The organism is Enterovibrio calviensis DSM 14347 (assembly GCF_000621165.1).
Classification (GTDB): Bacteria; Pseudomonadota; Gammaproteobacteria; order Enterobacterales; family Vibrionaceae; genus Enterovibrio; species Enterovibrio calviensis.
Map to the genome: position 1 here is coordinate 162,617 of NZ_KK211218.1, position 24,015 is coordinate 186,631.

At 47.4% G+C, this 24,015-nt stretch carries 20 protein-coding genes, 1 pseudogene and 1 riboswitch; of the genes and pseudogenes, 5 read left to right on the forward strand and 16 right to left on the reverse strand.

Annotated features, from left to right (window positions below):
• Positions 1-39 precede the first annotated feature (39 nt).
• On the forward strand, positions 40-675 hold the full coding sequence (locus Q365_RS0121970; protein ID WP_028025379.1) for a DsbA family oxidoreductase: 636 nt from the start codon (positions 40-42) through the stop codon (positions 673-675).
• Between the two features lie 149 nt (positions 676-824).
• On the opposite strand, the pseudogene Q365_RS27265 reads toward Q365_RS0121970, so the two are convergent.
• Positions 825-914, reverse strand: a pseudogene (locus Q365_RS27265) (CDP-alcohol phosphatidyltransferase family protein); the annotation flags it as partial.
• 306 nt (positions 915-1,220) lie between these two features.
• On the opposite strand from Q365_RS27265, the gene Q365_RS0121980 reads away from it, so the two are divergent.
• The gene (locus Q365_RS0121980) at positions 1,221-2,300 is read left to right on the forward strand and encodes a DUF418 domain-containing protein (protein ID WP_028025380.1); all 1,080 of its coding nucleotides are present in this window, start codon (positions 1,221-1,223) and stop codon (positions 2,298-2,300) included.
• Between the two features lie 67 nt (positions 2,301-2,367).
• On the opposite strand, the gene Q365_RS0121985 is transcribed toward Q365_RS0121980, so the two are convergent.
• The 11 genes from Q365_RS0121985 to torC all read right to left on the reverse strand — a co-directional run bounded on the left by Q365_RS0121985 (position 2,368) and on the right by torC (position 17,099).
• On the reverse strand, positions 2,368-2,982 hold the full coding sequence (locus Q365_RS0121985; RefSeq protein ID WP_028025381.1) for a CDP-alcohol phosphatidyltransferase family protein: 615 nt from the start codon (positions 2,980-2,982) through the stop codon (positions 2,368-2,370).
• Entirely contained in the window at positions 2,975-3,685 is a 711-nt protein-coding gene (locus tag Q365_RS25990) for an ATP-binding cassette domain-containing protein (protein ID WP_051563852.1), read from the reverse strand. The genes Q365_RS0121985 and Q365_RS25990 overlap by 8 nt, the downstream gene beginning before the upstream one ends.
• Positions 3,648-5,354, reverse strand: coding sequence for an ABC transporter permease (locus tag Q365_RS0121995; protein WP_028025382.1), 1,707 nt, complete (start codon positions 5,352-5,354; stop codon positions 3,648-3,650). The genes Q365_RS25990 and Q365_RS0121995 overlap by 38 nt, the downstream gene beginning before the upstream one ends.
• A gap of 40 nt (positions 5,355-5,394) precedes the next feature.
• Entirely contained in the window at positions 5,395-6,534 is a 1,140-nt protein-coding gene (locus Q365_RS0122000) for an ABC transporter substrate-binding protein (protein WP_028025383.1), read from the reverse strand.
• Positions 6,535-6,560: 26 nt separating this feature from the next.
• Positions 6,561-8,717 carry a dihydrolipoyl dehydrogenase gene (gene lpdA / locus Q365_RS0122005; RefSeq protein WP_028025384.1) on the reverse strand — a complete coding sequence of 719 codons (2,157 nt, stop codon included), beginning with the start codon at positions 8,715-8,717 and terminating at the stop codon, positions 6,561-6,563.
• 431 nt (positions 8,718-9,148) lie between these two features.
• Positions 9,149-9,505, reverse strand: coding sequence for a hypothetical protein (locus tag Q365_RS0122010; RefSeq protein WP_028025385.1), 357 nt, complete (start codon positions 9,503-9,505; stop codon positions 9,149-9,151).
• Between the two features lie 407 nt (positions 9,506-9,912).
• Complete coding sequence (locus tag Q365_RS0122015) at positions 9,913-10,506, reverse strand: TfoX/Sxy family DNA transformation protein (protein ID WP_028025386.1); 594 nt, start codon at positions 10,504-10,506, stop codon at positions 9,913-9,915.
• A gap of 120 nt (positions 10,507-10,626) precedes the next feature.
• A riboswitch (cyclic di-GMP riboswitch) is annotated at positions 10,627-10,722 on the reverse strand.
• A 304-nt stretch (positions 10,723-11,026) separates the two neighbouring features.
• Positions 11,027-12,037 carry a substrate-binding domain-containing protein gene (locus tag Q365_RS0122020; RefSeq protein ID WP_028025387.1) on the reverse strand — a complete coding sequence of 337 codons (1,011 nt, stop codon included), beginning with the start codon at positions 12,035-12,037 and terminating at the stop codon, positions 11,027-11,029.
• A 538-nt stretch (positions 12,038-12,575) separates the two neighbouring features.
• Positions 12,576-13,223 carry a molecular chaperone TorD gene (gene torD / locus Q365_RS0122025; protein WP_028025388.1) on the reverse strand — a complete coding sequence of 216 codons (648 nt, stop codon included), beginning with the start codon at positions 13,221-13,223 and terminating at the stop codon, positions 12,576-12,578.
• 98 nt (positions 13,224-13,321) lie between these two features.
• The gene (gene torA, locus Q365_RS0122030; RefSeq protein ID WP_028025389.1) at positions 13,322-15,850 is read right to left on the reverse strand and encodes a trimethylamine-N-oxide reductase TorA; all 2,529 of its coding nucleotides are present in this window, start codon (positions 15,848-15,850) and stop codon (positions 13,322-13,324) included.
• A gap of 85 nt (positions 15,851-15,935) precedes the next feature.
• Positions 15,936-17,099 (reverse strand): pentaheme c-type cytochrome TorC, encoded by a 1,164-nt coding sequence (gene torC, locus Q365_RS0122035; RefSeq protein ID WP_028025390.1) that lies wholly within the window; start codon positions 17,097-17,099, stop codon positions 15,936-15,938.
• 412 nt (positions 17,100-17,511) lie between these two features.
• On the opposite strand from torC, the gene torR reads away from it, so the two are divergent.
• The 3 genes from torR to Q365_RS0122050 all read left to right on the forward strand — a co-directional run bounded on the left by torR (position 17,512) and on the right by Q365_RS0122050 (position 19,642).
• Positions 17,512-18,222, forward strand: a complete 711-nt coding sequence (gene torR, locus Q365_RS0122040) for a two-component system response regulator TorR (protein WP_028025391.1) — start codon at positions 17,512-17,514, stop codon at positions 18,220-18,222.
• Between the two features lie 26 nt (positions 18,223-18,248).
• Entirely contained in the window at positions 18,249-18,719 is a 471-nt protein-coding gene (locus Q365_RS0122045; RefSeq protein WP_028025392.1) for a DUF2947 domain-containing protein, read from the forward strand.
• A 521-nt stretch (positions 18,720-19,240) separates the two neighbouring features.
• Positions 19,241-19,642, forward strand: coding sequence for a hypothetical protein (locus Q365_RS0122050; protein ID WP_028025393.1), 402 nt, complete (start codon positions 19,241-19,243; stop codon positions 19,640-19,642).
• 566 nt (positions 19,643-20,208) lie between these two features.
• On the opposite strand, the gene Q365_RS0122055 is transcribed toward Q365_RS0122050, so the two are convergent.
• From Q365_RS0122055 to Q365_RS0122070, 4 genes are all read right to left on the reverse strand, one after another.
• Positions 20,209-21,261 carry a TRAP transporter substrate-binding protein gene (locus Q365_RS0122055; RefSeq protein ID WP_028025394.1) on the reverse strand — a complete coding sequence of 351 codons (1,053 nt, stop codon included), beginning with the start codon at positions 21,259-21,261 and terminating at the stop codon, positions 20,209-20,211.
• A gap of 118 nt (positions 21,262-21,379) precedes the next feature.
• Complete coding sequence (locus Q365_RS0122060) at positions 21,380-22,702, reverse strand: TRAP transporter large permease (RefSeq protein ID WP_028025395.1); 1,323 nt, start codon at positions 22,700-22,702, stop codon at positions 21,380-21,382.
• The gene (locus Q365_RS0122065; protein ID WP_028025396.1) at positions 22,699-23,268 is read right to left on the reverse strand and encodes a TRAP transporter small permease subunit; all 570 of its coding nucleotides are present in this window, start codon (positions 23,266-23,268) and stop codon (positions 22,699-22,701) included. The genes Q365_RS0122060 and Q365_RS0122065 overlap by 4 nt, the downstream gene beginning before the upstream one ends.
• A 33-nt stretch (positions 23,269-23,301) precedes the next feature.
• Positions 23,302-24,015 carry a glutamine amidotransferase-related protein gene (locus tag Q365_RS0122070; RefSeq protein ID WP_028025397.1) on the reverse strand — a complete coding sequence of 238 codons (714 nt, stop codon included), beginning with the start codon at positions 24,013-24,015 and terminating at the stop codon, positions 23,302-23,304.

Consider the following 24,015-nt stretch of genomic DNA (forward strand, 5'->3'; position numbering starts at 1 on the left):
CAGTGTTAATTATGGAAGCAATCATAAGGAAAATTAGGCATGTCAGTCACCATCAATTTTTATAGCGACTTGCTTTGCTTTTGGGGTTGGGTGGGTCAGCAACACAATGACAAGTTGATGCCGCTTTGCAATGCCAATGTGGAATGGAAGCACCATTGTTTAGCTTTGTACGGAAACGTGCCTGAACGAATGCATGCGCTTGGGGCAGGAGACAAAGGTTACATGAAATATGCTGAAATCACGGAGCGGTTAATGGGACGTTTTGATGGGTTAGATGTTCACCCAGACCTATGGCGAAAAGTGCGACCCACTAGTTCATTAATGCCGCATCAAGCGATTAAAGCGGTTAGGTATGTTGCAGGGGAAAAAGAGGCACATGATGTTGAACGTGCTCTGCGCGAGGCATTGTTTTGTGATGCCCGCGACATTAGCCACTTTGGTGTGATAAAAGACGTTCTTGTCGACCTCCATTTGGCTGTGCCTGATGTGATTGAATGCCTGCAGAGTGGACATGCGTTAGCCAAGGTCTATGGCGACATCAAACGCGCTGAAGCGGATAAAGTGCCGGGTAGTCCTGCTTGGATCTTTGATGAAGGACGATATCGTTTTTTTGGTCAAGTTGATGTTGAGTCTCTGGCATTTGCCATTAATCGTGTCGCGGAAAAGAACGCTTAGGCTTGCTTAACCAGAATGGCTAAGACAGAAGAACTAAGACAAAAGAGCCAGCGAGAGGCGTCTATCAACCTACCTCATCGGCTCTTTTTTCAACATACCTAACATGGTTACTCGTCGGCGTTATCCACTTTCAACGTTTGATAACCCGCCTAAACCTGAGTTGCTGTTGTCACCCAACACAGTGCGCCAAAGGACCAAGCGATTTCGGCAAAGTAGCCTGGGAATAAACAGAACAGGACGTCGACGGCCTAATGGCCGAAATCAATGCCGTGATGGAAGAAGTAAGGTTGCGTAAAGAGCGCCGAATGGAAGCTGAATCTGACAGCGAATAGCATCGATTCTGCATAGGCTGATACACAGCATGAATAAAAAAAGGGAGTGAATGAATGATTCACTCCCTTTTTGATTTTTGTCGTTCTGAAACATGTAACGCACAAAGACTTCCTGATAGAAATCAGAAAAGTAGAAAAGACGGCGCACAGATGAGACCATACCGTTTTGTATGAATCTTGCCCACAATGCCCACGATGAGCACAAGGATGACGATGAGAACAAGAGTGACAGGGTTTGATGTCGCCAGAGCATTGGCTATTTTCGGTATGGTTATCGTGAATTTTAAGATAGCCATGAATGCTGAAACTGGATCATCACTTTTACTGGCGTTCTCAGCGCTATTCGAAGGGCGAGCGTCCGCATTGTTTGTGATCCTTGCTGGTGTGGGGGTGACATTTCTAACCAACAAAGCCCGAGAAGCAAATAACCCAGACCGTGCAAAAAAAGCAGCGTATGCCCTGATTAAGCGAGGGGTACTATTAGTGGCGATTGGCCTCCTTTATGTGCCTATTTGGGAAGCTGATATCCTGCATTTTTATGGCTTCTACTTTCTGATTGCAGCGGCAGTTTTTATGCTAAGTAATCAGCGCTTGCTGCTCGTTTCGGTTGGAATCATGTTCGCTTTTCCATTGTTAATGATGGTGTTCAATTATGATGCCAATTGGGATTGGGACACGCTGACTTACCAACACTTTTGGACAGTAGACGGCATGTTTCGTCATATTGTATTCAATGGTTTTCACCCAGTGTTTCCATGGGCTGCTTTTCTGGTGTTTGGCATGTGGCTTGGCAGGCAAGATCTGTCTCAGCCTGCATTAAGAAAGCGCTTGTTCATCCAGAGCATGGTCACTTTCGTCGTTATAGAAGCCGTATTTTGGGGATTAAGAACCATCGTCGGAAATGGCAGTGAATTCGAACTAACGCCGGAAGAAGCGACATTGCTGTTTTCGACCTCAATCATTCCACCATTGCCTCAGTACATGCTTTCGGCTGCGAGTTCCGCGGTGATGGTACTGATAACTTGCCTCTATCTTTCCGATAAATTCTCAAGCAGTCGCATCCACTTTTGGCTCAATCAAACAGGAAAGATGTCGCTGACACTCTATGTGGCACACGTGATCATTGGTTTGGGTGTATTGGAAGCATTAGGACGATTAAGCGACGAGTCGATTGAGTTTTCTTTGCTCAGTTCTTTGGTTTTTTGTATTTTCAGCGTGATATTTAGTGTTGTTTGGTTACGGTTCTTTTCCTCTGGGCCTCTTGAATGGCTGTTTAGAAAAGCGGCGACCTAAGCGAAGATGAACAAAAAGGATGTGAGCGATTCATGCTCACATCCTTACGTTGAAACGCTAAATAGATTCAGTCCGACGTTTTTAATGTGTTGTATCCCGCCCAAACCCGAGTTGCTGTTGTCACCCAACACAGTGCGCCAAAGGTCCAAGCGATTTCGGCGAAGTAGCCTGGGAATAAACAGAACAGGACGAAACAGGCGATGGTTTCGGTGCCTTCGGTTAATCCGCCAATGTAGTAAAGCGACTTGCTTTTGTACACGGGGTTTTCAATGTTGCGCTTGCTCGCCATCACTGCAAAGGCAAGGAAACTCGAACCCGTTCCCATGAAAGAAAACACCAAGAAGGTTGCCGCGACGGCATTCTGTTCAGGGTTTGCTAAAGCGAAGGCGAACGGGATCATGGCGTAGAACAAGAAATCGAGCGTGATATCGAGAAACCCGCCAGCGTCAGTAATACCTTGTCGCCGAGCGAGAGCGCCGTCTAGTCCATCAAATATCCGATTTAGCGCAATAAACAATAGCCCAAGCCAATAGTTCTCAGTGGCAATCGCAGGCAGCGCGAGCAAACCAATTAGAAAACCCACCACCGTGACCTGATTCGCTGAGCAACCGATTTTGTCCGGCAGTTTTGCCGCTTGTTTAAGTGGCCATCGAATGATGGGGATGGCGTAGCGATCAAGCATGTTTGTGCTCCGATTGAAGACTGTCAGTGTCTTTTTCTTGTTGCGTTAGCTCGTGAGTGGAGGGCTCGTTTGATGCCATCGGCCAGTTAAGCAAAGTGCTTTCAGGCGGCACGTCATCTTCATCGTGCGTGACCATCACTGCCGCTATATTGCGGTTTTTGATTTGCTTAAACACAAAGGCACGAAACGATTTTCGAAGCGGCTTATCGAGCTTACTGAAGGGTTCATCCAGCAAGATGACAGTAGGGTGTGAGAGTAGAGTGCGCATCAAGCTAATTCGCGCTCGCTGCCCACCCGAAATTTGGTCCGGCGCTTTGTAGGCGATATCGCCCAGTTCTATTTCTTCTAATGTTGCCAACGCTCGTGACTTTTTCTCTGGTGCTGTCATGGTGTCGGGTAAGCCAAACGCGAGGTTTTGCCACACGCTGAGGTGAGGGAACAGCAGATCATCTTGGAACAAAATACCGATTGCCCGTTTTTCCGCAGGCAAAGTCAGCACACTTTTTTGGCTGACTTGAATGTCTCCTTCGCATTTGAATTCTGGTGACAAATGTCCCGCGATAGCGCTTAGCAAGGTCGATTTCCCACATCCGCTAGGCCCCATGATCGAGAGAATGTTGCCGTTCTCAACATCGAAGGACATATTGCCGACCAAGGTCGCTTGTTTAGACTTTATAGTCAGGTTTTGTACGGACAAACTCATTCATTGTGTCTCTTTTTGGGGCGCGCTTAGCAATACGTCTTCGCGGATCGGCAAACCGACTGGCTACCAGAGCAAAGCCAAAGAATACGAGCGGCAAGAAGGCTTGGATTAAACCATATACAGCACTGATACGACGGTCTTGTCCGCTGGCAAGGCTGACAGCTTCGGTCGTTAACGTTGTTATGCGGCCAGCGCCTAACAGTTGTGTGGGCAAGTATTGAGAAAAACTGACACTCAGCCCTACTGCCCATGCGAGTAAAATAGCGGGTAGCACGATAGGCAACTTAACCGACCACCAAGCTTTTGTGGCACTCTGACCTAGGCTTCGCGCTGTCTGGGTGAGGCGTTGATCGAATGACCGCCAAGGGCCGTCCAATGCCAAGTACACATAAGGAAAGGCGAACAGAATGTGCGCCCAAATGGTGGCGGGCACATGCCATTGACCAGGTAACATATAGATGGCGATTTGAATCCCAAACAGTATCGAAAGTTGCGGGATCAGCATCGGAATTGCGATCACGAGCTGCGGCAGTGATTTGTGGTATCTGTCTCTATATTCCAAACACCCCACGGCGAATATCAGCGCAACCGTTGCCGATACCAATCCTAGAATCAAGCTGTTGGCTGCCAGTTCGATAAGGTTTGAAGACTCTTGTTCCCAAAAGCGCACGCTAAGTCGTGAGGGCCATATGTCGGGGAAACGCCACCGAAGCGCGAAAGACCAGACGAGTAGGACAGGGATCATGAGAAACGGCACGATGGCGATAAGTTTGAACCAGTGCTTTCCCGGTAGGTTGAACGTTTTGCTACCGCTGAATTGCCAGTTTTGCCAGCGAGAAATCAGCACAAATTCGAGCAAGCGATACACGGATAATACGCCGAAGCATAAAACAAACAAAGTAATCGCACCGGCTGCGGCACGGGGAAGTTGGAGTAAGTCAGGGTCGTTAAACCATTGCCATACCAATACGGCAAACGTGGATGGCGTAGAAGGGCCAAGGATCATGGCGACGTCTACCACGGATAAGCCGTAAGCAAGCACTGCATAAATGGGGAAGCGCATTTTCGGTAACCATTGCGGCAACACCACTTTAAGCCACGCAGCGCTTCGGTTGTAGCCCAAACTTTGGGAGGCGGCCAACAAGCGGTCTACTTGCATTTGGCGTAAAACCGATAAGCTCATGAGTAACAAAAACGGGGTTTCTTTGATTGCCAAGGCAATGATCAGCCCATAGCCACTGCTGTCTTGAACCAGTGACCATGTGTAAGGCGTCGGTTCTTGAGTAAATAGGGCAAAGAAGCGGAACAACCAACCTGAAGGCGCGAACGTCAGTGCGAAACCAATGGCAAAGGCAACATGCGGCATGGCCAGTAGCGGAGAAAGCCATTTCTCGACACGGTTCCAGCCACGTGTTGCCCAGCAACGCTGCAGAATCAAAAATGTGATTGTTACTGCCAGCAGTGTGGCGGTGACACCAGTGAAAATCGTTAGTTGAAGCGCGTTAAGGCTACCAGGCCATGCCGACATGGCTCGCCAACCGTCAAAGTTTGGTTCAGTCAGTCCGAGAACAGGAAGGTAGCTGGTGGCGGACAGAAGCACGCCACCAAGCCCAGGTATTAAAGGCAAACAACATACAGTCAGCGTCATCACGTACAGCAGACGTAACATGCTTACCCCTTAGTGAATGGCGATGTGTCGTACATTGCCATTATTGACCGTAGCGCTCAAGCCACGCTTTTTCTAACGCGACTTGCCAGCTTGGGTGCGGTTCAGGTTGAGATTTAAATAGCGGCTTGTTGCCAACGCTGGAGAGTTTCACCACCGCCGGATCGCCCCACACATCACTGTTTGCCTTACGCGCTTGCGCTTCTTCACTCATGAGGAAGTTAATCGCGACGAGGGCACCTTCTTTGGCATTGGCATTCCAAGGCACACCCATGTAGTGGATGTTAGAAAGCGCGCCTTTATCAAACGCAAACGCTTTTGCTGATGGGGCCAGTGTGCCGTTTTTAACTGCAGTTTCTGCCGCGTTTGGGTTGAAGGTGATGGCGAGCAGTAGTTCGCTGTCGTCTAGGAGTTGTAACGTCTCCGCGCTGCCTGCAGGGAATTGTTTACCATTGCGCCACGCAACAGGGTGTAGCTCATCTAAGTAAGCCCAAAGTGGTGCAGTGATCGCATCGAAACGCGCTTCATCAACCGGTTGATAAAGTGGAGCACTGTCTGTTGCCAATTCAAGCAACGCGGCTTTTAAAAAGCTGGTGCCATGAAATTGCGGCGGTTTCGGGTAGGCGATCTTACCTGGGTTCGCTTTCGCCAGACTCAGCATTTCTACAAATGAGGTCGGCGGATTAGCTAGCGTCTTTTGATCATGAATAAAGACTAGCTGGCCCATGCCCCAAGGGGCTTCTAGGCCATTCGTTGGCTCAGTAAAGTCAGCGGTGACAGGAAGAGACTTATCCACGATTGACCAATTAGGCAGTTGTTCGGCAAACGGGCCGAACAACAATCCATTGGACTTCATCGATTTAAAGTTCTCACCGTTAATCCATACCATATCGACACTGCCGCCTTCGGTTTTATCTGCGGCTTTTTCTGCGACCAAGCGGTTTACGGTTTCTGCAATGTCTGACACTTTAACGTGCTCAAGCGTGACACCGTAACGATCTTCAAGTGTGTCGCCAGCCCAGCGCAAGTAGGCGTTGATTTCTTGGCTGCCGCCCCATGCATTGAAGTAAACCGTTTGTCCTTTGGCGTCTTTCTCAATCTGTTCCCAGTTAGAGAGATCTGTCGCAATGCTAACCGAGCTAACACCGAGTGCACATGCAGTGGCGATTGATAGGTATTTCATGGTTAATTGTCTTCCTTAAGGTTCTATTAAGCGCGGTTGTTTTTTGGCGCGTTACGCATCCAAGCGTGGAATTTCTCGACCCAAGCTAATAATCCTTGTGGCGCGTTGTTCTGTTTCCAAACGCCAGCCGTGTATTTCGTGGCTTCACTCATGGTTGGGTATGGGTGAACCGTACCAAGAATTTTGTTTAGACCAAGGCCGTGGCGCATGGCGAGTGTAAATTCTGCGAGCAAGTCGCCAGCATGTGAACCCACAATGGTGGCTCCGAGAATCTTGTCTTTGCCCTTTGGCGTAATGACTTTAATAAAGCCGTGGTCTTCACCGTCTGCAATCGCACGGTCGAGGTCATCAATGCCATAGTGAGCCACTTCGTAGTCGATACCTTGTGCGATGGCTTCTTTTTCGTTGATACCGACACGAGCGACTTCGGGGGCGGTGTAAGTCGCAGCAGGCATAACCGAATAGTCAGCTTTGAACTTCTTGAAGTCGCCGAACAGGGCATTCACAGCGGCATACCATGCTTGGTGACCTGCTGCATGCGTTAACTGGAATGGGCCAGCCACATCGCCAACGGCAAAGATATTGGGGTAGTTGGTTTGCAGGTAATCGTTCACTTTTACTGTGCCGCGCTCTGTTAGCTCAACACCGATGTCTTCAAGGCCAAAGCCCTTGGTGTTTGCCACACGGCCTAGCGCCAGCATCACATGGTCAAATTCCACCACGACTTCTTCGCCATTCTTATCAAGGTAAGCACGTTGAGTGTCGCCCTCTTTTTCAAAGCGAGTGGCTTTGTGACCCAGCAGGATATTAACGCCATCTTCTGTTAAGCCTTTAACAACAAGCTCTGCGGCATCAGCATCTTCACGGATCAGCAGTTGGTCAGCCATTTCAACCAGAGTGACGTCTGAGCCTAGGCGAGAGAAACTCTGCGCCAGTTCAGCGCCGATAGGACCACCACCTAATACCAGCAGTTTCTTAGGTAATTCTTCCAATTCCCACACGTTGTCTGACGTGAGGTAGCTAACGTCTGCAAGGCCAGGAATGCCCGGAACTAAAGGACGTGCACCTGTGGCAATCACGATATTTTTTGTAGTGAGTCGCTCACCATTTACTTCGACTTCCCAAGGCGAAAGGATTTTTGCTTCACCTTGAATACATTCCACACCAAGTTTTGTGTAACGCTCGACTGAATCATGGGGTTCGATATCGGCAATCACCTGATGAACGCGGCCCATGACCTCTTTAAAGTTCACGCTTGGTTCGCCCACGGTGACACCAAACTCATTGGCTCGTTTGATTTCATGCACCGCATGACCAGCACGAATGAGCGCTTTTGACGGTACACAGCCCGTGTTCAAACAGTCACCGCCCATTTTGTGTTTTTCAATCAGAGTGACTTTCGCCTTCACTGCCGCGCCAATGTAAGTCGTCACCAAGCCGCCAGCACCAGCACCGATTGCGATGAGGTTACGATCGTAAGTAACAGGCTTTTGCCATTTTGCGTAAACACGGCGTTTTTGAATGAAGTTCATAATAACCTTTGCAATAACTGGGAACAGACCAAGTAGCACAAGTGAAAGCAGTACGCCCGGAGAGACAATGCCGCTTAATGAATCAATTTGAGCGAGTTGCGTACCCGCATTGATGTATACCGCGGTACCCGGGAGCATGCCGATTTGGCTGACAACATAGAAGGTCAATGTGCGAATAGGGGTGAGGCCCATCAGCAGATTGATGAGGAAAAACGGAAACACGGGAATCAAACGAAGTGTTAGTAAGTAGAACGGCCCATCGTTTTCGACGCCTTCGTTGATGGTGGAAAGCTTATTACCGAATTTACTTTGAACCGAATCTTTCAAGAGGAATCGGCTAACAAGGAATGCCAGTGTGGCACCGATGGAACTTGCAAACGAAACCAGAAGCAATGCCCACCAGAACCCGAAGAGTGCCGCGCCAAGCAAGGTTGCTATGGCTGCACCTGGCAGTGAGAGAGCCGTCATGGCGATGTATACCAAGAAGTAAACAATACTGGCGGTTAGGAAGTTTTGTGAAATGCTGTCTTTGAGAGACTCATGCTGTGCTTTAGCATTTTCAAGTGTGAAAAGCGCGCCTAAATCAAAGGCAAACCACGCAATAAATATGGCTGCAATGATAAAGACAATGCCTAACTTCTGTTTATTCATCTGTCATCCTTAATGAGTAACTGAGTGCCACGCTGTTTCTCATTCAACAAACAACGTCGGTAATTTTCTCTCACAGTGTTTCCCTAGCCTAAGTGTATAACGTCATTTCGTTGTAAAGGCGTATCTCAATGAATCAACGCGATTATTTACCCAGACTGTGACCACAATAGGGTCTAAAAAATGAGTTCGTATAACGAGTGAGCGATTTCTGGTTTTGTGTGGGGATAAAGACCTGTGAGCGAGGCGTTTAATTCCACACTTCATCAATTTTTTCGATGTTATTACGTGATAGTGGAGCATTTGGATTGGAGGGGTGGATTTAAACCCTTGTTTTAATTAATGAATTCAAGGTGGGGATGGGTAGGCGTGAGAGGTTTGAGTCGGATTGCTAGGTGCGGGGAGCCCCAAGCAGTAGCAAGCGAAACACAATGTTATATGCAGTATTTTGAATATTGAATGGCTAGCAGCGATAAAGGAACCACGGCGAGGGTAGTGGTTCCTACAATGTGGTAGTTACGATGCCAGTATCGCTGTGCGAAGCTATTGAGCCTTAATCCCCAAAGGATCACCACGGAGTTGATACTGATAAAGACAATCACCAAAATTGAGAGAAATGACGGCGCAAACATCCCATCGACAAGGGCTGCATAAAACGAGATCGGCAACAAGAAGCAGAAAAATACTGCCCACTTGAAACGTCGAGGCCACTTGCGAAAGTGGTCTCTAAAGATCCTGTCAATTTGGTCTGGATAGGGTCTGCTGTAATGCATTTTATTGTTGCCATTCATCTATCTACTCTTTGGGCTTAGTTCAAAATTTCACCAATAGATAGTCAACTGGATGCATTTGGAATAATAAACGTGATAATTGTCACATAAATGAGAGTTTTGGCTTTTTGGCAGCCTCAAAAAGAGATTGATAAAAATTCTGTATTTATCGACAAAAAGGTCATTAGAACCTTACCCAGTAAGCAATGGAACATGATGTTCTTTTCGCTTAAGTGTTAGCTTTGAACTAAAAATCGTCGAGATGATTGGGAGTTTTGTTAGATACGGTATGAAATGCGTTTAATGTAACCCGTATGTGTTTGAGTGATGGGCTGGGAAATAGAGGTTCGTAGGGGAGTTTATCGTCCCATCTCCCGCTGGTTGAAAAAGAAGCGGGAGACTGGACGAAAGAATATTGTATCGTTAAATCACTGTCTGAGAGTTTCTAATAGCTCATCGCGTCTTTGAGGTGTGACGACTGACCAATGTTTACCTTCAATTGCGCCCTCTAGTGCCCAAAGAAGTTCCAGACTTAGCGTATCACTGTGTGACTTTTGTAGAGCTTGATAAGCCCTCACGGCGCCTTCTGTTTGCAATTGCTCCACAGAATCGATGCCCGCTTTTTTCAGCATACGTTCTGTCGCAAGTCTTAGGTTTGGCAAATCTTTGATACGCGTTGGCGCCGCAGCCTTCTTTTCTTGTTGATCATCTTTCGCGATAGCATACGCCGTGTTTGCGTAATTCATTAGCACGTCAGATTGATCCCACCAGGTTTCTGGCACGGCATAGTATTTGGTGACGACAGGGAAGCCACGTTTTTTATAAACGTAGGGTGTCATCGAAAGTTTGATGAAATCGGCTTCATTCGCGGGACCAGCGCGAAGGTGAAGCTGGTCGTTAACGACCAAGGCGAACATTGTCTCGTCGCAAAAGACACCAAATCCGCCAAACATAGAACGTGATTTGATTTTGCCCAGACATTCGAAGAATTTTAACGTGTTTTTTAGTGTTGGTTTATCCATGTGACTTATTCTCAATCATTACGTTCCGTTCCTGGATGAGCGGTCAAGGAGCAACGTAGCAAAGCTAATTCAGAGAATTGTCAATGTACCGAAGTAATTCGGTGTATGAATGCTAACGTCATCGGTAACTCCGCTACCACCAACACGAAAATTTGTGTGTTGTGAGGCCGGAAGCTTTGCGTCCCACGCTTTCGCTGTGGTTTGCCTTTTTCTTGACGTCTATTAGCTTAACTGAATCGCACCATATTGTCGTTATTGCTAGTCTCAAAAAGTGTGATCTTGCTTCAGATAGAGTCTTATTGATATAAGTAAAAATATCAGGTTGTCTTTGTAATTGAAGCAATTTTAACCAAGATGGTCATTTTCTGATTGGGTTAAAGATTAGCACTAGAAAACTAGACAAAATGCAGTTATTGAAGCTGATCGCAACATTGAGAAGAATTTGTTAGGTTTACTTGTCACAAAGAAAAATAGCCCGTCATTTCTGGCGAGCTATTGATAGGAATCTTGAGAAAAGACATTACTCTTCGTTGAGGTTCTTCACTGAGTTACGAATAATCAGTTCAGGCTGCATCACAAAGATTTGTTGCTGGTTTTCTTTGTTTGCTAAACGCTCTAGTAATAACTTTATCGCCGTTTTACCCAAGCGGTTTTTTGGCTGGTGGATCGTTGTCAGTGGCGGTGAGAAAAACGCTGCCAAATCGATGTTGTCGTAGCCAATGATTGAAATGTCGTTAGGTACATCAAGCCCTGCTTGGCGGAAAGTACTGATGGCTGCCAGCGCCATGATGTCATTGAAGCAAAAGAGGGCAGTTGGACGATCATCAAGAGCTAACAATTTGTTCGCGGCTTCTACAGCGGTGTCACATTCGAAATCTGCATCAACAATCCAATCAGGGTTTTCTTCTAATCCAGCTTCTGCCAATGCTTTGCGGAAACCAGCAAGGCGCGTTTGACAGGTTAACTTATCTAGCTGACCTGACATGCAGCCAATTTTGGTGTGGCCGTTATCAATAAAGTGCTTAGTAGCAATGTAACCACCGAGCTCTGCATTGTCTTGAATGCAGTCTGTATTGACGTGTTGCGTACCCCAATCCATGACGACCATTGGCAGATCTTGTTTCTTCTCAAGCAGGGCAAGCAGCTCTTCGTTCAAATCTGAACACATGACTAGCAAACCATCGACACGTTTCTCTGCCAACATGCGTAAGTAGTCGCGCTGCTTCGCCAGGTTGCCCTCGGTGTTACATAAGATCAGCGTATAGCCCTCTTTGTAACAGTACTCTTCTACGCCATGCACAACTTCTGCAAAGAATGGGTTGGTCGACTTCGTCACAAGCATGCCGATGGTGCGGGTTGAGTTGCATTTCAAGCTACGCGCAACAGCACTCGGTGCGTAGTTTAAGTCATCCACCGCAGCCCATACTTTTTTGGTCGTATTCTCTGCGACAAAACGTGTTTTGTTGATCACGTGGGAAACCGTTGTGGTTGAAACTCCGGCCATGCGTGCGACGTCTTTAATCGTTGCCATTTGGTATTCTTCTTATCATTTTCGTCGGCAGCATGAGAAATGCGGGCTGCCTTACATGTTTACGCCGCTAACGAGGAGCGGCGTACTGGATTCGACGAAACAGGTTTCCATTTTCTCGACCGTTTCGTATCAATGTGTGAAAGCACGTAGCCAAAATGCATGCCTTCTGTGTTCTTTGCGATTCGTCTTACGCGATAGGCAGCGAATCGTCGAAACGATTGGAATTATTCAGCCATCTGGCACTAAGACATATGAGGCCATGGCATCACATCGGTCGATCACTACGTTGATCTATCGAAACAACAAGTGGTTGTTATGACCTTGTTGCTGTGAATGAGAGTTTTCAGCAATTTCTCAATGCCAATCGCTTGCGTTCACAGTTTACTGACTCATGGGCGCGGTCGCAATTATTCAATTGAAGCGACTCGCATAAGCTTGATGCGTATCAAGCTTGCGAAATCACTACTCTTTTCACTTTCTATCTCTAAAAAATGAAAAAGCCGGGCAAGCCCGGCTTCGAGGTTTTGGCGCTTGAGCGCTATTCGCCCTTAAGAAACGAAAGATCAAGTGCGACAAATGCGGTAACTAGTGCGCCCGACGCTTTGTAAAAGCCGAAATTGTCGAACTGTTCCAGAGATTTCTGGAAGCTGCCTAGCCACGTTGTCACCATGGTTTCCAAGAAAACTTGCTGCTCTTGCATCAAGGCTTCTTGCTTGTCTTCTTCCGTCTCTTTATTCGCAAGAATGACCAAGTTACCCATGAAATCGAGGACAACAGCAAGGTGGTCGAAAGGCTCGTTAAAGTCTTTGCGTTGAGCAATGCCGTATTTTTCCATCCATTGACCCATCTCTTGTGCAGGTTTGTCATTCAGCAAACCTGTTTCGCCGATGTACATGGAGGCATAAGGCAATGCGCCAGTTTTTGGCGTGCTCAAGAACAAGCCACAAAAATCAGCGGCGAGCTCCAGTTGCGCGTCTTCGCGTAGCTTGAGTGCAGCCAGTGCGTTACGAAAATCTGCAATAGGGGCTTTCAACTCATCTGTCATAGCCAGCGCAGAATAGTAACTATCCATGGCACTGCCTTGGTAGTTCTTCAGATCTTCTTGCGTTAGCTCAGTGGCAAAAAGAGAAGACATCCACCAGTAAAATTCGGCGCGTTGTTCGTTGATGGCGATAAATTCTTTCATTGTCATTCCGTCGTTAAGGAAGGGCAGAGAGAGTACAAGTGTATATAAGTTCAAGTAAAAAAGGGCAGCTAAGCTGCCCTTTTTCTTCACACTGTCTCTTATGCGATATCCATCGCTGGGAACAGCGGGTTCACGTCGTCCACAGCGGTTGGGCCACTAAAGCCGGTCACTGATGGAACTTCTCCCGTGTATTTTTCAATCTCGACCAATGCAGTGTGTGCAGAGGTAGCTTGAGCCAGTTTCGATGTGCCGATATCCACAGTCAGTACGTTTGGATCGCCGTAGGTACAAAGTGTGCCTGGTTTACCGCCTTCCAGAGGGGAGTACCATGCACCTTCTTCAATACGACATACGCCTGTTTTGTAATCGTCAGTTACTACTGCGCCTGCTAGCACTTGGCCACGGTCGTTAAACACGCGAACGATATCACCAGAGACAATGCCACGTGCTTTTGCATCAGCAGAGTTGATGTAGCAAGGCTCACGACCCGCAACAGCATAAGTGTTACGGAAAGCGTCTGATGAACATAGTTGCGAGTGCAAACGGTAGTTCGGGTGACAGCTTTGCATGTGCAGTGGGAAGCTGTTTGACTTAGGACCGCCATGGCTACGTTCTACTTTTTCGAACCACATTGGGTGACCTTGACAGTCGTCGTAACCCATATCTGCGATTGTTTTACAGTAGATTTCGATCAAGCCTGACGCAGTACCCAATGGTTCCAAGTCAGGTTCGTTACGGAACGCTTGGTGGCGAACCCACTCAGTGCCTTCAGGGAACGAAATGAATTGTTCTTCTTCCCAGAATTTAACGAAGTTTGGCATACGAACGCCGATACCACGGCCTTGCAGACGTGCACCGTTGTAGATTTCTTCGATCCATTCCATCTTGGTTTTGCCACCGGTGAACGCTTCTTCGCGATCGTAACGGGTGCAAAGTTCACGGAAAATATCGAAGTCATCTTTCGCTTCAAACATTGGCTCAACGATTTGTTTCATCGCGATGATGCCTTTGTTCGAGTGGTTACCGAATGACTCAATGTCATTTCGCTCGTAAGTTGTGGTTGCTGGCAGAACGATATCTGCAAAGCGGCAACTTGCGGTCCACTGGTGGTCGATAGAAACGTAGGTTTCTATCTTACGCCACGCCTTGATCATGCGGTTGCGATCTTGGTGTTGGTGGAACAGGTTACTACCACATGAAATTGCCATCTTAATGTGTGGGAATTTCACTTTGTGACCATTGAAGTCAATGGTTTCACCCGGTTTCTCAAGGCAATCCACAATACGCGCGATTGGGATATAACTTGAGTAACCGTTGTAGCTACCGTTATGGATCGGGTCAACGCCAGTCACTGAGTTGAAGCCTGACATTAGCGGGCCAGCCGAGGTCACGGTACCTGCATCATTGTAGTGCCAGCCGAAACCGAAACCACCACCAGGTAGACCAATTTGGCCTAGCATTGCAGAAATGACGACGATCATCCATGCGTACTGCTCGCCGTGCTGCATACGTTGCAGACACCAGCCAGCCATGATTTGCGTGCGGCCACTTGCCATGGTGCGTGCAAGGTCGCGAATGTCATCAGCTGGAATGCCACAGATTTTCTCTGCCCATTCTGGTGTTTTTGCTACGCCGTCTTTTTCACCCAGCAGGTAAGGCAAGAACTTGTCAAAACCTGTGGTGTAGTCCGCCAAGAATTGCTCATCGTGCAATTTCTCAGTGTATAGCGTGTGTGCGATAGCAAGCATCAATGGCACGTCAGTTTGTGGGTTAACCGCAATCTGTTTGCCACCGAAGAATTTGTATGAAGAAGTTTTTACTGGGTCAACGTGGAACACCTTGATTTCGCCAGCTTTTACTTTCTCTGCCAATTGCTGGTAGTAGCCGTAAACGCTGTGGTCAGGGATCTGCCAACCAACCTGCAGGTTCTTAACTGGGTCGTTGCCCCAAATCACGATGTTTTTGGTGTTTTCCAGTACAACAGGCCATGAAGTTTGTTGTTCGTAAACTTCCATTGCGCCAGCAACGTACGGCAATACCACTTGCGCAGAACCGGTTGAGTAGTCACCCATCTTCGCAAGGAAAGTACCATGCAAACCGATTGCACGATGCATCATGGTGCCAGCAACGTTAAGTTTGCCAACTGACTGCCAACCCGTGTTACCTGCGTAAAGAGCGCTAGGGCCGTAGGTGGTTTGAACACGCTCCAACTCGTGGTGGAAGAAGTCCAATGCCTGAGACCATGGCACACGTACAAAGCGGTTATCACCACGTTGTGAGGTGTCTGATTTCCAGCCGTGCTTTAGCCAGTCAATACGTACCATTGGGTATTTAACGCGAGATGGGTTGTAAACCACTTCGCGAACAGCGTTAAGCATTGCTGTCGGGTGCGGGTCGTGTTCAAACGGAACGGTGTCGACCCAAATGCCATTTTCTACTTTTGCGCGGAAAGCACCCCAGTGTGAACCGTGGATCACGTCACCAGAGAAGGTGTTTTTCGCGTCAGTCGCTGCCATTGCAGAGCGTGGCGCAAGTAAGCTACCACCGATAACAGCACCCGCACTTGCGGTTAACATGCCAGAGAGAAAACGACGGCGGGTAATGCCTTGTAGTTTTTCAGTCGCCATGTAGGAATCCTTATTCGTTTAAAGTTGAAGTGGACAGGCGCATCTGCACCTGTCCATTGTTTATTCTTTTTATCGCTGCGGCAGATTAGTGCGCGCCAGCACCACCGGTGTCGCTGCCATGGTTCTGCAGATACTTCAGCAGGGTGCGTTCTTCGGTTTTGCTCAGGCGGTAATAAGCACTCATTGCTTTCAGGCTCGAAATCCAGCCGTTAGCGGTGAAGTGGCCTGGAGCAGGGGCTGCGTGACAAGAGTTACAAGAAGACGAGTACATTTCTGATGCGTAATCCCAAACAGGATCGATGCTGTCAATCAGACCGTCTTTGGTCACGTAGGCGTTAACTGCAACTTGTTTCCAAGCAATGTTGGTTGCTTGGTCGATTTCTTCAGAAATCACAGTTTCAGTCGTTTTGACTTCACCACGGATGGTTGCCTTGAATACACGTTTACCCATGTATTCGGTCATCACGCGGCCTTTACCGTTGGTTTCGATCCAGCCCTGAATGCGAACTTTCAGCATGTCGCCTTCTTCAGCGATTACATCGATTTCAGAAGCAGGTAGCAGTTGACCTTCCACTTTGCCATTCGCATCAGCAGTGGCGAACAAGCTCTTCTCTTCAATTGAGTACAGCTTTTTAGCGCCAGCAGGAACTGTTGCAGAAGCCGTCAGTGTTTCGAATGTCTTACGGAAACCACCTGCCATGTTTGGCAGTTCGTGGGCAATACCTTTGTGACACTCAACACACGCCATGTTTTCTTTGGCAGCAGGGATCATCTCTTTCATGGCTTGAACAGATTGTTTGCTGTGATCCATTGCGTCGTATGAGTGACAAGTCGTACAGGTTTTGTAGTTCTCGTCCGCCATGCGATCCCAGACTTTCTGGGCGAGCTCGAGCCGGTGCTCCTCGAACTTTTCGGGTGTATCTATCTTGCCAGTGATGAAGTGGTGATAAAGGTCAGTCACCGCACCCATCTTGCGGGTTACTTTACCAACGAAATCTTTTGGTTGGTGACAATCCACACATTCAGCACGGATGCCTTTGGCATTACTGAAGTGAACAGATTGCTTATATTCTTCGTAGTTCTGCTGCATGGTATGGCACGACGTACAGAATTCAGTCGTCGAGAACACCTCAAAGGTTTTGTTCATCGTGACTACACCTGCGATCGCAATGATGGCACCGATCAGTACCAACGCAATGATTGGATACTTACGGCTTGGCTTCATCAGCTTTTGCAATAGCTTTTTCATAAAATGGATACACCCATAATGTTCTTGTAGTTAGTGATGGGTCATTCCCTGAACCGTGTTAGGAAAGCAAACCAGCGCACTTTAGCTACGTGTTTTTGATGCGTTATTTCGAGTGGCGCATAGTAACGGTTGGATGTGAATATGGTTACGCACCAAAATGAACGGCAGGGATCGAGATATGAAAGGATGTGAACAGATGACAATTCGGCGTCGTAATGTGGCGACAATGTGCTTCTAACTCCTTAAAAAATGGAGAATTTGTAATTCAACTCGCAAAATTCCACTTCATGTCTTTTTAAAATCATTAGCTTGAGATTCCAAAAAACTGAAAAAATAGTGAGATAAATCAAATTTCGCCACGCATTAGCTGTTAAAGTGCGCGCCTTCGTGACGAGTTGTGAACAGGATTACGTTGAGTTATCACATTTTGGTCGTAGATGACGAAGTTGTTACTCGCACAATGATATGCGGATACTTCGAAAAACAAGGATATAGTGTCAGTCAGGCCGCTGACGGCAGGGAAATGCACAAAATTATGAACGACCGGCATGTTGATCTCGTTTTACTCGATATCAACTTACCGGGTGAAGACGGTTTAATGCTGACCAGAGATCTTCGCAGTAAATCTGATGTGGGGATCATTTTGGTGACGGCTCGGACCGACAGCATCGACCGCATCGTCGGTTTAGAAATGGGCGCAGATGACTACTGCACAAAACCTGTCGAATTGCGTGAGTTGTTGGTAAGAGTCAGAAATTTGCTTTGGCGTATCTCTCGCAGCAATAACGCCACAGTTATTGAGAGTTTACCGCGAGAAAATGATAAAATCGTTAACTTCAATGGTTGGACATTCGACATTGATCGCCGAGCGCTCAGTAATGCGTATGATGCGGTAAAGTTGACCAAAGCAGAATATGAAATGCTCGTTGCTTTTACGGCAAATCCGAATCGGGTTTTGAGCAGAGAGCGTCTTCTCAATCTGATCAGCCATCGTGTCGATGCGCCGAATGATCGTACCGTTGATGTACTGGTTCGTCGCTTAAGAAACAAAATAGAAGCAGAACCCAAGAAACCGCAGTTGTTTATTACTGTGCATGGTGAAGGTTACATGTTTGCGGGTTGATAGATGACTCGTGATCTGAGAGAGCTATGAATTACATTTCCTTTGAAGACTACAAACGTAAGTGGATTTTCACGCACCAGTCTATGCCTGTTGCGCCGGAAGACTACACCGAAATCAAGCCAATGGCGGAAGCGCGTGGCGCACAGTTGTGGCGTGATTTTATTAGCAATGAAAGCCCGACACCTGACCATTTTGGTAAAGGTGATTGGCCTGTCATGCAAAGTGTGTGGGAGAACGATGTTAACTGGCAAAACCCTTGGGAAGAGGAAGCGGATTTGCCAGAGGCATTCATTGCGCATTTCCCATGGGAAGACAATGCGGTGGTGTATTTTTGCTATGAAAAAAATAACATCATAGAAACGCGCTGGGGAATGTTTAAGAAGTATTGGAAGAACTTCTTGTTCTATGACGACAAGCCATTGTTGCTAGGTCGTAAAAACAAGCAAGTGGCCATGTTTGATCAAAACGGTACTGCAAAACTGGGTACACGCCCTTAGCGCCTTAAACTGCTTGGAGATATCGTGTTTAGCCTTTGAATTCATGGCTCTTGGTTTTTTAGAAAGCACGATGAGTTTTATAAAAAGCAGAAGCGGAAACGCTTCTGCTTTTTTGTTTTCTAACGTGTCATGAACCCTTCTGCTCGCTTGTGCTTGTGCTTGTGCTTGTGCTTGTGCTTGTGCTTGTGCTTAGTGGCGTAGTGCGTTCATTTACCCAGAAAATATTCCAATAGAATGTGATATAGCTCTGACATCAAGCCTATGGCTCTCTACTTTTAAGTACCCCCAAACATCACCTTCAAATTTCACCTTCAAACATGGCTCCCAAATACCGCCTCCAATGTTTTCTGTTCATTTTTAGATATTTACTTATCGCTTGACGTTGTTTGCTTGCGCATTTCGGATGATTTTCAGTCAAGTTTATCGAATGGCGCCAACAAATTGCCGCCAAAATGGCGCGTTTATTGCACACATATTGAGCATTGCCGCTGATTAAAAGTGAATAGAAAAAAGGACTTAGCATGAAAGCTAACTATGTTGCCGCCATGACGCTGCTTGTACTCAGTGGGTGTTCTTATGTACCCACCTATGGCGTACACGGAAAACTGTTGATGACCGAAGAGCAAGTGATTGACTGTGAGTATGAAGCGGCGCTGGACACCTTGCAGCGTTTTACGGTGGTTGGAAGCGCGAAAGAGAAAGCATGGGCGTTTGAGTTCATGGGTGTTGTGTATCAAGAAAAGATGGATCTTGAAGCGTTCAATCACACGCTAGATCGTTTTCTTTTCAATGAAGTAGGGCGAGGGGCTGATCCAGCAGCAACTATTCATCAATGGAATGAAACTCGCCGATCTATTCGTGAAAAGCGTGTTTACAAGTTGGGTCGTGCAGAATGCGCCACTAACTTTGTGAAAGAGGGATGAATCGAATGTTGATTTTTATTGTGAGGCTGTTTCCAGTCTTCTAGGTGGATCGCATTTTTCATGCATCTATTTAAAAGATAAAGGAACTTTTTATAGACCTCACAGTTTTCTTATTCATCAGATACTAAATTAGCCCTGTGTTCAAAATCAGTCAGTAATGCAGGCCGCCACTTATCGACTGATTCTGAACCACAAGACTTTCATTTCTTTCTGTTTTTAGTTTATAAGCTGAAGGAAATAAATGAGAGGGCGGAACTCTAAAGCCGCTAGCAAAACTCGAGGAAAACCAGTGTCGGTATTGGCCTATTGACGCTGGTTTTTTTCATTTCTACCGTATAAATTCCCTCGTTCGCTCAATGCTAAATTCCCTATATTTCAGCTTCATTACCCTCCATGTTTATTGAATCTTGGCTTCGCTATGTAATGGGCTTTTCTGTGTGACAGTGTCATTCCAGCTGCTAGAGCAATAACGGTAAGCTGTATTACGATTTTTGGGCGAAAAAAAGCGGCAATATTCCGCCGCTATTGAGTGTTCCTGAAAGTATGTCGCTGTGGTCAGCTATGGATTAAGAGTATCTGTAAGGTTTACCCGCTTTGTCCATCACGCTGGCATACTCTTTGAAGATATCGACCACTTGTTTAGTGCGAGGGCTCGTTTCGGCCACTTCATCCCAAAATTTGTAGGCCTCGATTTCGACCTGACGCCACTCTTCGTCAGGGATGGTGGTCAACTGCATCTTAGTGCCTTGGGTTCTCAGCTTAGCTTCTCCGCCCCAGTACCAGTGTTGGCGGTAATAGTGCGAGGAATCCATCATCATGTTGAACAGCACCTTCAAGTGTTCTGGAAGTGCGTCCCAACGCTCTGAGTTGGCGAAGAACGAGCCACACCAAGCGCCTGAAATGTTATTGGTGAGGAAGTAGTTCGTCACATCAGCCCAGCCAACAGTGTAGTCTTCCGTGATACCTGACCATGCGATGCCATCTAGTTCACCCGTTTGTACTGCGACTTCCACGTCTTCCCAAGGCAGGGTGACAGGAATCACGCCAAAGCGTGCAAGGAAACGTCCCGCTGTCGGGAAGGTGAATATCCGTTTACCTTTTAGATCAGACAGACTGCGGATTGGCTCGACGGTGGCAAAGTGACAAGGGTCCCATGAGCCCGCACTCAGCCAAGTGACGCCTTTCACTTCGTCATAAGCTTCTTTCCAAATTTCTTTCAGGCCGTACTCTTCAAACAGAACCGGCACATCAAGGCTATAACGTGTTGCGAACGGGAAGTACCCGCCAAACACAGCAATGTCTACGGGAGCGGCGATAGAGTCATCGTCGCTTTGTACGGCGTCGATGGTTCCTTTTTGCATTGCGCGGAACAACTCGCCTGTTGGGACAAGCTGGTCGGCGAAATACAACTCGATCACCATCTCGCCATTGGCGGCAAGGTTAAACGCATCCACGGCAGGTTTAATAACGTGTTCAGCAAGAGCGGGGCCAGCGTAAGTTTGCAATCGCCAACGAATGGGCTCTTTGGCAGAAACAACGGCGGGTGCGCCCATGATAGCGGTTGCGCTCCCCGCACCGACGATCCCTGCTTTTTTCAAAAAATCGCGTCTATTACTCATAGCGGTGTCCTTTTCACTGATAGGTTTGATGCTGCATGTTTGACGCTACATCGCTTGGTTTAAGATCTTGGTATTACGTCTTGCTGGTCTTACTTTTGAGTCTAGAATCTTTTATTGATCATCGACTGTAATGCCATTCAGGCAGCCACAAGGCGACCTGAGGGAAAACCATGACGATGACAAGCGCCCCCATCATGATGAGTACAAATGGAATAATGGATCGGTATATATCGGTCAATGAAACCTCTGGCGGTGCCATGGCCCGCATCAAAAAGAGGTTGTACCCGAATGGCGGGGTCATATAGGCAATTTGGCAGGTGATGGTGTAGAGCACGCCATACCAAATCAAATCGAATCCGAGCAGTTTGACTAAAGGAACATAGAGCGGCGCGACAATCACCAGCATGGCCGTGTCATCGAGGAATGTGCCCATGATGAGGTAGGAAAGCTGCATTAAGATCAGCACTTCCCATGGTGTTAAACCAAGGCGGTCAACAAACAAGGCTTCAATGGCTTTGACTGCACCCAGCCCATCAAACACTGCGCCAAAACATAACGCCGCCAGAATAATCCACATGAACATGCAGCTAATGGCGAGGGTTTTTCTAAGAGTGTTTTCCATGACCTCTTTGGTCATACGGCGTTTGATAATGGCAGCAACAGTCGCCGCTAACGCTCCGACAGCGGAGCTTTCCACCAAGCTGGTTACGCCCATTAAGAACAGGCCAGTCATCGAGAAAAAGATAGCCAGTGGCAATATGCCAGCGCGCAGCAGTTTGAGTTTCTCCGAGAAAGGAACGTTACGTTCTTCTTCAGATAAGGCAGGCCCTAGTTGCGGCTGCAGTTTGCAACGTATAACGATATACATGACAAACATAAATGCCATGAGTAAGCCTGGGAATACACCCGCCAACCACAATTGACCAACCGGTTGCCTAGCGATCATGCCATACAGCACCAAAACCACACTGGGGGGAACGAGTATTCCGAGTGAACTACCCGCTTGTATGACCCCCGTAACCATGATCTTGTCATAGCCTCGCCGCAACAGTTCAGGGAGCGCGATACTGGCACCGATGGCCATCCCTGCGACACTTAAGCCGTTCATGGCAGACACGGCCACCATCAATAAAATGGTACCAATGGCCAATCCACCGTGTATGGGGCCCATCCATACATGGAACATTTTGTAGAGATCTTCTGCTATTCCTGATTCGGACAACATGTAACCCATGTAGATGAATAGAGGCAGGGTAAGCAGTGGATACCACTTCATCAGTTTCATGGCTGCGCCAAAGGCGATTTCTGACCCGCCGTCACCCCACAGCAGCAATGACGCAATCACAGCCACAGAACCAATGGCTGCAAAGACGCGTTGGCCAGTTAGCAACATCAGCATCATGGAAGAAAACATCAAGAGAGCGATCAATTCATAGCTCATTGCGCGTCTCCTTCTGTTGGCTGAACAGGGGCTCGCAATTTGGCGATGTCTTTAAGCATCACTGCCGTTGCTTGAAGGATCATCAGGAAAATACTGACGCACATAATGAGTTTGATAGGGGACATATAAGGTCGCCAAGCCGAGTAGCTGCGCTCGCTGTATTCCAACGCATAGGTGGTGCTAGAAATGCCGCCGTAAAGCAGCACTCCGAGATAGATAAACAGAAAAATGACGGTGACACAGTCAACAATTGCTTTGGTGCGTGGCGACCAATTTCCATACACGAGGTCCATGCGAACATGGCTATTCAGTTGCATCGAATAAGGGCCACCCAGCATGTAGTAAGCGACCATGACGAACTGCGCCATTTCCAATGTCCAAAGTGAAGGAAAGAAAAAGGTTTTGGTTACAGAGGAATAAACGAGAATGCCAAGCATGAGAAAAATAAGGTACATGGCGAACCGACCCACATAGTAGTTAATCGATTCAACAAACCTGACGTAGCTTGCCAGTGGTGAGGGCAGATACGTCAGTGTGTCATCAGCTTCATCGCACTGAGATTTCATGGATCATTTCCTTATGATGGCCGTTCTACATGGCTAATTCGTTGCTGCCTTTCGCAAGAAATTTAGAAGCCATTGGGTGACTTTTTTGCTGTCTGCGGTCTGCTTCAGTGATGCCTGACCGCTATCAATCACAGCTTCGGGAATGCGGTCTCGCCTTGCTTCCATGAGATCGAAGGAGTAGGCGCGGCTGAATTCTGGGTGTCCTTGAATGGCCAGAAAGTGATTGTCTACGGTGAACATGCCGATGGGGCAAAACTCACTTCCAGCTAGATTTTTTCCGTGTTCAGGTAAGCGAGTCACTTGGTCTTGATGACTGACAACCAATGAATAGTGTTGGGTGTCAGGGTCAAGCCAATCGGCTTTGGCTTTGATTTCGCTGTTAGCGATACCGACTCCCCAGCCGCGCTCTGATCGGCCAACTTCACCGCCCAGCGCTTGAGCCATCATTTGATGGCCGAAGCAAATTCCGACCGTGGGTATGCCTTGTTTAAACAGAGTGCGAATAAAGGCTTCAAACGTTTTTATCCATGGCAGATCGTCATAGACGCTGTAACGACTGCCTGAGATGATGTAACCCTCGCATTCGTCCATTTTCTGCGGATATTCCCCGTCAATGACGCGATAAAAACGCAGCGACAATTCCGGTTCTTCTCGCAGCAAAATTGCGGCGAACATGTCTGAGTAGTTCTGATGTGTCGCTTGAAGCTCAGTTTTCACATCATCGCAAAGTAAAATGCCAACCTGCAT